Raw genomic sequence first — 9,348 nt, forward strand, 5'->3', positions numbered from 1 at the left:
ATTTTTTATTTTATATTGCTACCACTGGTTGGGTTATTGTTATCACCAGAAGATCTGCCGCCCTTCCCTTTATCAGAAACATTGAAGCTTTCAATTGGTGATGCTTTGGCTTGAAGATTTATTGGCAACAACGGTCTGTTATGCTCACCAAACGATACCGCCCTATTAGCTGCTTTTTGAGCAACATCCATATAGCCGGAAGCGCCTGCCTTATCCCCTACAGCTTCCGCAGCCTCAGCCGCATTATAAGCAGAGTTAGCACTTTCAAGAGATTGATATTCATCTTGCTGATCGAGTGGGCCAGCATTACTCATGTGAGTTCTGAATGCAGACCCTGTATCGCTGGCCCTGCCAGCCGCCTGTGCTTTCCCTTGTTGGGATTGCTGTTGCAGCTGAAGCTCACGTTGCTGTTCACGGTCTTTGTTGATTTGCGCATTCCTGACCTGATTGCCCAATGCATTAGAGGTATGTGATACCTGATCTAACACGGTCTTAGTGAACATCGCCCCTTCAACCCCTTTTGATGCTGACTGGGCATAACCCGCCATACTCTGACCACTATGAACGCCAAGCCACTTCATAATTTCATCAGGGATAACATGGATCAATGAGAGTGATTTTTTCACTACCGTGAACATCATTGCGATATAAACCGCGATAAGCGCCAATGATTCGATGATCCCAATCCCTGCATTAGCAGACATCATACCAAACGCGCCGGAGAATGTTTCATTGACGATCCCACCAAGGATAGGGAGCATCGTATAGGCAGCAATCAATCCTGTTATCATTAGTGCTGGACGCATGGTTAACGATAAAACCAGACCATAGCCAGCACCACCACGACCCACCACGCCATCACCGTCTGGATGTAAATGTGTTATTACCCATAATGGTGCTGCAACCATTGCTTCAAGGCACAGGATCATCCAGCCTATGCAAACACCAAACCACATGACGTAAGGCAACATAGGAATAACGACGGCTAAGGTATCACCAGCTATCCATAACGGAATAACCAGTGGCATAACAATCCCCATAGCGCCAAATGCTCCCGATACCCAGCTTGCAGTCGCTGATGTCCATGCGCCAAGACCTGCGCCAACAACAGCAGAACTCCCTAATAACGTCCAGCCAGCGGCACTGATCGTATCCCCAAGTCCTTTAACCGCTAATAACGGGTTTATCGCCTGTAAATTTGCAGCGGTTGTATCAGTCGAGAACGCAACAATCTTCCCTTGCTTTCTGCCATTAATCACACTGGAACTGAGAAAACCCGCCATTGCACCAGAAATACTCTTATTGGCTTCACTCTGAAGAGAAGAAACAATTTTCCCGGCATCATCTGTTTTAGGGCCTGCACCACTTTTACCACTGGTATTGGCCTCTGTTCTGTTTTGCGCATCAATACCATTCGCATATCTTGAAGCTGTGGTCGATCTTGCCATATCCTGAGAAACTTTTGCCATAATTGCGTTCAGGCTGTTATCGAATATATCGCCGTATTCCATTGTTGCTTGTCCAGCGACAGGAAGATTATGGGCAGCCCCGTTAATCGCATCCTGAACACGGATAAGTTTCATACTCCATGCGCCAGCCATAAACCATCCATCCTTCTGGACATTCTCTTTGAAATCATCCCACTGGTCACCAGTAGAAAATGCGGCTCTGACAGCACTATCAATAACCGATACATAATTCGCAGTAGCGCCATTTATCCCGTTCTGAATATCAATGTTGTTATCAGCCACATACTGTTCAGCCAGCAACTTCATACTGTTGTTAAGCGCGATAAAAGCCGTATTATGCGATTCAACAATGCCTGAGATATTTGTCTTTATATCCTGTGGCATATAGGCCATATACATGCCGCCAGCGGCAATAGCAGCCTGCGCCTGAGCTTTAGCCTGTTCGTCATAAGACGCTTTCGCTTCAGGATCTGTGAGCGTAATGCTTCCACATGCAGCTTTGGATACCAGTAAATTTTTATTCATATCATTACCGGCATTGTTAGCCCCATAGTTATATCGGTATAAATACTGTCCTTTTTCTGACGTCATTGAAAATTGAGGGGTGACATGGGGAAACAGATCATTCGCTGCTGATTTATTCCATAGCTCACCGGCTTTTAACATACAAACATTATTGATAAAGGCGGTTTTGGCTATACGATCAAGCTCTTGATAAGACGCTGATGTCGTAATAACAGCACCATCGGAAGGATTTGCAGCATAGGTATTCCAGACTGTATCCGCAAGACCGATACCCTGATTGATCATCCATAATACCGCGACTTGTGCCGCACAAAAACCGCCTGCTGCAGGGAGTATCATTGCAGTGCCTAATGCGGTTCTTACAGGCAACCACATGGAAGACCATTTCTTACCCAGCATTTCCCCGTCATGTGCTGTTGACATGGTTCCTGCGATAAGCGTATACGCGGCCAAAATACCACCGACTAATAACACCGCACTGTTGAGGATCGTCATCGTATTGGCTAATGGACTTTGCGCTAAGTTCTCAGGAAATAAAACATCCAAGAACCATAGCTTTGATTTATCAGTATCAGGAACCGTAAATAAATCTGCCGCGTGTGCAGTTTGCGCCATCAGTAAAAAAGTGATTAATGTGATGAATATTAAACGGTATCTCATTTTTATTATTTTCATAGAACTTTGTTCGGTGTTTTTTTTCATTGTGTTCTCCCTGTTATTTATGCAACTCACAAAGTAAGCTACATGCTAAAAACGAAATATTTATATTCCGGTAAAGCCAAATAGTTACATTTCTCTTTATTTTTATTTCATCACACCACTGATACTGTTCCATACATCAGTTGAATCACCATTCACATTAACCGTTCCTCCTGCTGATGACCCCGTTCCAGTTGAAACACTGACACCACCCACATTCCCAATCACAGGCATATCAATTGAAATGCTTTCTGAGATATTTCCCATTACATCACGCATCTTTTCTCTGGCAAGCGAACAGGCTTTGCTTATCGCAGCTTCTTTTGTCTTTTTAATTATTGAATCAATTGACGGTAAATTAATACCAAGATTTCCCGTAGGCCATACATCAGTGCACCCAATCGTCTCTAATGAGTTATTGATATTTGACATAAAATCTCTGGCAACTGTCTCTAATTGAGCCGCATCGGTTTTCATCGCATTATATTGAGCTTGTTTCATACTCGATTCTACGGTAGGACTACACACAGCAGCGTTGGCATTTGTTGCCGCAAGAGACATGAATATAGCGAAAGGTAAAATATATTTTATTTTAATCATAGAACTTTGTTCGTTTTTCATTTTTATTTTATACTCCATTGTTAAATGTATTTTTAAGACCTCACTTGTTTAATCATTTAAATAAACAGGATCAATTAATATATATTAAATATTTTAAAATTAATCAAGTAAACGTCTATTTTAAATTTGACAATGGTTTTGTTTTAAGTATTATTAAGGAGTAAATAAATAACTACTCCAAATGTTAATTTTATTACATACTCTAAACAATCCAGAGTTATTCCTTGCTCTGGATTGTTTTTTGCATTAATCATAATTTAAATTATCGTGGAGTGTTAGGTCTGATCCAAGTAAACGTTATTGCATAGCATTTTTCTTTCTCGATAGGGTGATTTTTTCTTCGCTATAGCAGAGGATTTTCTCAATTCATTTTCATTATCCTTTTTGAATCAATACTACTTTATATTTTTCATCTAACGTGTTACTCACTGTTTTTACTCTACACATTCACAAGACCCACGATAAAAATCATGGCCGCCGACTTACGGCCATTCTGATGTTGCATTGCGGCAAGAGCGTCACAGTCGTCACCAGAACGCTGGGCGCTACACGCTCATCTGTCAGCCGATGGATAAATTTTGGTTACTTTTAATGGCGGTAAAGGATTAAAAGGTCTCAAACCCGGACGTGCCCCACACTGGCCAGTCGCGGATATTCTCCAGATTTTACTGCTATTGGTACAAACCCGGAGCGTGAAGGCGAATCGCTGACAAAAGTGGCGTATTGACCCCATGCGAAACAAAGATACTCGACAGGCCAAAAGCATTTACTTATTCGGTTGATATAACTCATAAAAATAATTACTGTGACAGAGTAAAATGTAACCATAAAAAACTCATGTTCCATTTTTGGGAACATGTTGACATGACAACAAGAGAACACTATGATGTTCCCATATTAGGAACAAATTATGAAACTGCTTGGAAGAAACCGGCTGGACAAAGTTAAAAGCGTTAGCGCCTCAAGCAAAATCTGGGTAAATGCTTGGTCCACTGAAGTGAACACAAGTATTTGGAAATCGATACAAGATATCAAAGAGCAGTTTCCAACAGTCTCCAGCCCAGCCAATGGGATGTTCATTTTCAAAGTTGATGAATGTAATGCTTTCATTGAAACATCGATAGATTTCAATGAATTAATTGTGCTAGTCACTGCAGTGAAGGTTCTATGAATGGACATTAAAGTTATTAAAACAGAAAAGCAGCATCAGGACTACTTGGAACGTATTCATTCTTTAATGCTTATGATGCCCCCTATCCGTTCAAAAGAACATGAAGAACTTGAGCTTCTGATAACGATTGTTGAGGCATATGAGAACTCGAAATATCCTATTGAACCTCCAGACCCAATCGATGCGATTCTGTTCAGAATGCATGAAAAGGGATTAAAACAAGTAGATCTTGTTCCCTATTTGGGAACGAGGAGTAGAGTTTCTGAGATACTGTCCAGAAAACGACCATTGACCGTCTCGATGATAAAAGCGCTTTCAGTAGGGCTTGGTATCTCAACAGACACCCTTGTGGGGGTAAATGCTACTGATGAAAACATATCCGACGACAGCGTTGATTGGTCTAAATTTCCAGTAAAAGAAATGATTAGCAGAGGCTGGATTTCTGAAAAAAGTGATGCAATCAAAAACTCTGCCGAGGAAGTCATAAAAGGTTTTATAAACCAGATGGGCTGGCAAACAGGAAGCCTCTCATTTAAAAGGACATTGTCTGGTGATGCATACTCACCATCTACTAAATATGCATTATTTGCATGGGTAAGTAGAGTTGTACAGCAAGCTCGCAAGAAAAAAGATACTCTTGAGATATTCGATCCTTCTATTTTATCAGCCAACTTCCTGCGCGACTTGGCGCAATTGAGCTGGTTCGAAAAAGGGCCACTGCTTGCAATCGAATTTCTCGAAAAGCACGGTATTGTCGTTATTATTGAACCAAGCCTTAAAGGTACACGCATTGATGGTGCAGCCCTAAAAGATATAGATGGACTTCCTATAATCGGCCTAACGTTAAGACATGACCGCTTAGATAATTTTTGGTTTACCTTGCTTCATGAAGTTGCTCACATTTGGAAGCACGTACATAGTGAAGAGACATTTTTGGACGACTTAGATGCGTCGTCAGAAGATAAGAAGGAAGCAGAAGCGAATAGATTAGCTAAAGAGGCATTTATTCCGAGAGCAGTGTGGAAAAGGAGCGATGCTTACACTTCTCCTTCAAAGGAAAGTATTGATGCTTTATCGCGAGAATTGAAAATCACCCCAGCAATTATAGCCGGTAGATTAAGAAGAGATTCGGGAAATTATCGCATATTTCCTGAGCTAATCGGTCAGGGTGAAGTAAGTAAGATTCTTAATACAGTAACTAACGAATAACTTTAGGAGGTCGTTTATGTACCCTACTTACGTTCCTATACTAAAAGCAAAACCGGGTGAATTTTCGGCCTTGGAGAATCTTAAGCCTATTTATTCGGATAAAATAACACCTTTTTTTGAAATACCAAAGTTTACAAATAAAATTAGGGAGTTAGCTTATCTCAAGAGTTCGACACAACCTAAGAAAAATTACCTCGATAAAATCGCAAATGACATAATATCATCATGTAAGACGTCAAGTCTCTTCTTCGACCATTTTGAATGGAAACCGAACGTATATACAGAGACGGGAGAACATGTATATAGCTATATGTTCCGTAAATTATGTGCCAGCGGTTTGAAAATATATCCTGTTATAGGTCTCGATCGTTGGGATGATGTTGACTATCAAAATGCATTGCGGAACTTAACTACGCCGGATGATACATTGTATTGTTTACGTATAGATTCAGAAACTATAGAAGATGCTTATGATGAAGAACATTTCATCGAAAGCATCGAAAATATCATGGATGAATTACATCTTACAGGTGAACAATTGGTCGTATTGTTCGACTTTGGTGATGTAACTAAAAAATCAATTGTTTCACTGCTGGCTGATATGCATCACCTCCTAAAAGTAACAGCAAAATTCAGTTTCGGTGCGTCTATGATTGCTGGTGCATCATTTCCAACATTCATTAATGAAGCTGTTAAAGATGAAGATTCAACAGGCTATGTCGAAAGACGTGAAATGGTGGTTTGGAAAACATTGCTTGAAGAAAATACCGAAGGGCTTATTTTCGCAGATTACGGTATAAGAAACCCGAGTGCTCTCGATGATGTACCAGCTATACATGCAAACGGAAAAATTAGACACACCATTAACAATCGGTACTTTGTTGCCCGTGGGCATTCGAAGCAAAAAGGAAACAAAGGCGAGCAAATTTACGACCTTGCAAAGGTTATTATCACATCTCCACATTATTTAAATGTTTCATTTTCGTGGGGAGATAAAAAAATCTTTGATTGTAGCTTGAAAAAATTCAAAGGAAGGCCACAAGACTGGGTCGGCTACGATACAAATCATCATATCAGTTATGTTGTTGAAGAGATTCTTGAATTTGAACGAGTCAGAACAGCAAAGAAAGCAACTGTTTCATAATTTACAACTGACGCCCACTAATATAGACTGTCCAACTTTATGGGGTCAGTCCAGAGATGTGGGCGTTTTATTGATGCACTTCGGCGGTAAAAATTCTCTACAGATCTGCGGAAGTATCTCGGATTCAGTCCCCTCAAGGTGTTTAAGATACTAAGAATGCCTGCTTAGCGTTGCACTTCAGACTTAATACCCAGCAAGATATTATTAATGCGTTCGGTGAGCCATAAACACGAGCAACCAATGATGGTCAGGAAATGTGGTCTTACTCCAGCATGTCAGGCGAAAGCCAGATCTCAAACTACATTCCCGGTCTGGCTCTACTGAAGAACAGTAGCACAGCTCACATGAAATCTTTAGACATTTGGTTCAAAGGGAATGTTGTTGACCGATATAACTTCAGTCAGACAGCGAGTAAGGTTTCGCGTGGGTTGCTGGACTAATCCTTAGTATTAAAACTGAATAACTTCGCGCATTGATAATACATTTCTCATTATGTGGAATCAGCACTGGCAGATAATGACACACTGCCAGTGTAGAAGATCTATTAGGAGTCAGGTAAATGTTATCCCAGTTAAAAGAAATCTAATCAACTACGGTGAATTTATATGATATGTTTCTTATTGATTCAAATCTGATATAACACCTCCAATACCTTATATCTCCTGTTTTAGATAGGAAATAAAAATATTTATACTTGCCTTCAATATCGATTAAATTCCTTATGTCATCACATAATGAATATTTACCAAAAATATTATCAAAGTTACTATATAAATACTTTTCAATCCAAGACAAGTTTACCTTATACTTTCCTTCTGAGTTTTTATTTTTCCTTTTGTAGTAGAATAAAAACTCTTTCATAATCCCTATTTGCAAAACATCACTGAAAATATGGTAAACCTTGTCAGAATCTTTAATATTACTATTTATATATCTATTAACAACATCTTTTTTCATTAAAACAAAACAAGATCCGAAAATTGTAAAGTAGAAAAAATCCCCATTGAATATATCTTTTCTAGTATATTTCTTAGGGAAGATCATATAATACTGCTCAAAAAGATACAAAGGGAATGATAATATTAAATATGATTTTGGGTTTATATTATAAAGTAGCAGGTCTGTCATCTCTTTCATTATACCTTGATCAAATTTCACAGATTCATATCCATACCAATCAAATGTTGCACGCCAAAAAATACTTGTTGCAAAATAGAACAATTTATCATTATCGATATCGACTAATTCATTAGTATAACTAAGCTCTCTTCTAACCAAATTCTGGGCATAAATCATTAACAGTTTTGATATAAAATTATCTGTTGGTGATAAGAGTCGGGCTAGATGATTTTCACCACATGAGTTTAATTTTCCTTCACAGTCGCCACAAAGCAATATTTTTTTTATTTCAAAAAAAAGAGGATTTGCATTTCGATCATTTTTTAACAAAACCTTTTCTGTATTAGGATCTTTTATTCTCGAAATTATCCTATAAATAAATTTTGGAAAGAAATAACTTTTTTTCAAAACTTTGCTTTCTGTGCACAAAGCACATTTTCCAATAATATCGATCATTTATTTTCCCAAAAATATAGTTTATAAATAATTGCCATTCAGGGGGATATTCCACATTAATTATATCATTGTTTTTCCGCATATAATAAAAGTATTCTTAATACTATCGACAACACAGGGCGGGATTCCACTTTGTCGATAAATTAACCAAAGATAACCTCGCTACGAAAATCTCCTAACCATCCAGCACATTGCCGTTTGCCCGCTATGCTGTCTTTTTTTCCCTCATGCTGTATCAGGACACTCAACGCGATTCGGTTAAACAGCGCCATATGCGCCGCTCCTTCTGGGTCTTTTAGCTGCATCTCATCTTCTCTGAAAACTACATCCAATACCCAATGCAGTTGATTTTCTATGCATCAGTGCGCACGTCTCATTTGTGATGCTGCCTGCGCATCGTTCTACTTAAGCCTTACCATAACATGCGGCAGCAACTCCGCCACTTTGTTAGGGGCTATTCCGACAGCACGCTGAGGATGCACATTTATGTAACAATAGGACATTCAGGTAACTGTTAATGGTTCAGCCTAAATGAGCCAAACGCCATTTTTCTCCCTAATTCAAACAGGAAACCTTTGAGCCAAAATGCCGAAGCTGGACATCGGTTATTCCGAGTGGTTGAATATTGTTTACCTTAACCTATTTGCAAATACACCACGGAGAACCAAGTGGCACAGTATTGGTGGAAAGATTTACTTGATCGAAATAATGTCTGGCAGGGACTGGAGTTGATCGCTCAAGGTCAAGCGCCTTCAAAACAAAGTATTATAGAAATGCTCAGTGGTCATCATGGGCGTATGTCGCTACAGGTTCGGGGCAAGGCGCTTTTCTGGGCCTCGATGCTGAAAGACCACTCTGGCGTTTGGCTAGTGTTTAATGCCGATCACCCTCACCAACAGGGTTTATTACCTCGGTAAGTGTCAAGGTAGTTGTCA

Annotated in this window: 6 protein-coding genes and 4 pseudogenes; 6 read left to right on the forward strand and 4 right to left on the reverse strand. The window is 39.5% G+C overall.

Annotated elements, in window-relative coordinates; genetic code table 11:
* Positions 1-5: 5 nt before the first annotated feature.
* Both H0248_RS15830 and H0248_RS15835 read right to left on the reverse strand, forming a co-directional pair.
* Positions 6-2,669, reverse strand: coding sequence for a DotA/TraY family protein (locus tag H0248_RS15830; protein WP_180786642.1), 2,664 nt, complete (start codon positions 2,667-2,669; stop codon positions 6-8).
* Between the two features lie 129 nt (positions 2,670-2,798).
* On the reverse strand, positions 2,799-3,314 hold the full coding sequence (locus H0248_RS15835; protein ID WP_240346018.1) for a hypothetical protein: 516 nt from the start codon (positions 3,312-3,314) through the stop codon (positions 2,799-2,801).
* A 418-nt stretch (positions 3,315-3,732) separates the two neighbouring features.
* Here H0248_RS15835 and H0248_RS22205 point away from each other — a divergent pair.
* The 5 genes and pseudogenes from H0248_RS22205 to H0248_RS22210 form a co-directional block, all read left to right on the forward strand.
* Positions 3,733-3,997: pseudogene (locus H0248_RS22205) on the forward strand (helix-turn-helix domain-containing protein); the annotation flags it as partial.
* 227 nt (positions 3,998-4,224) lie between these two features.
* Entirely contained in the window at positions 4,225-4,485 is a 261-nt protein-coding gene (locus H0248_RS15845; RefSeq protein ID WP_180786633.1) for a type II toxin-antitoxin system HigB family toxin, read from the forward strand.
* On the forward strand, positions 4,486-5,694 hold the full coding sequence (locus H0248_RS15850; protein ID WP_180786634.1) for an ImmA/IrrE family metallo-endopeptidase: 1,209 nt from the start codon (positions 4,486-4,488) through the stop codon (positions 5,692-5,694).
* Between the two features lie 16 nt (positions 5,695-5,710).
* On the forward strand, positions 5,711-6,838 hold the full coding sequence (locus H0248_RS15855) for a beta family protein (protein WP_180786635.1): 1,128 nt from the start codon (positions 5,711-5,713) through the stop codon (positions 6,836-6,838).
* Positions 6,839-7,008: 170 nt separating this feature from the next.
* Positions 7,009-7,278 (forward strand): annotated as a pseudogene (locus H0248_RS22210) (hypothetical protein).
* 142 nt (positions 7,279-7,420) lie between these two features.
* Here the strand turns inward: H0248_RS22210 and H0248_RS15860 are convergent.
* Together H0248_RS15860 and H0248_RS22215 are read right to left on the reverse strand one after the other, a co-directional pair.
* Positions 7,421-8,413 carry a hypothetical protein gene (locus tag H0248_RS15860; RefSeq protein WP_180786636.1) on the reverse strand — a complete coding sequence of 331 codons (993 nt, stop codon included), beginning with the start codon at positions 8,411-8,413 and terminating at the stop codon, positions 7,421-7,423.
* Positions 8,414-8,556: 143 nt separating this feature from the next.
* A pseudogene (locus H0248_RS22215) lies at positions 8,557-8,769 on the reverse strand (transposase); the annotation flags it as partial.
* A 312-nt stretch (positions 8,770-9,081) separates the two neighbouring features.
* Between H0248_RS22215 and H0248_RS15870 the strand changes: the two are divergent.
* Positions 9,082-9,324: pseudogene (locus H0248_RS15870) on the forward strand (hypothetical protein); the annotation flags it as partial.
* Positions 9,325-9,348: the final 24 nt, after the last annotated feature.

Origin of the sequence: Pectobacterium brasiliense (genome assembly GCF_013449685.1) — a bacterium.
GTDB classification, from domain to species: Bacteria; Pseudomonadota; Gammaproteobacteria; order Enterobacterales; family Enterobacteriaceae; genus Pectobacterium; species Pectobacterium brasiliense_A.

Coding starts and splice junctions, on each gene's coding strand:
- H0248_RS15830 (WP_180786642.1), bottom strand. CDS start 2,669: ATGAAAATAATAAAAATGAGATACCGTTTAATATTCATCACATTAATC.
- H0248_RS15835 (WP_240346018.1), bottom strand. CDS start 3,314: ATGAAAAACGAACAAAGTTCTATGATTAAAATAAAATATATTTTACCT.
- H0248_RS15845 (WP_180786633.1), top strand. CDS start 4,225: ATGAAACTGCTTGGAAGAAACCGGCTGGACAAAGTTAAAAGCGTTAGC.
- H0248_RS15850 (WP_180786634.1), top strand. CDS start 4,486: ATGGACATTAAAGTTATTAAAACAGAAAAGCAGCATCAGGACTACTTG.
- H0248_RS15855 (WP_180786635.1), top strand. CDS start 5,711: ATGTACCCTACTTACGTTCCTATACTAAAAGCAAAACCGGGTGAATTT.
- H0248_RS15860 (WP_180786636.1), bottom strand. CDS start 8,413: ATGATCGATATTATTGGAAAATGTGCTTTGTGCACAGAAAGCAAAGTT.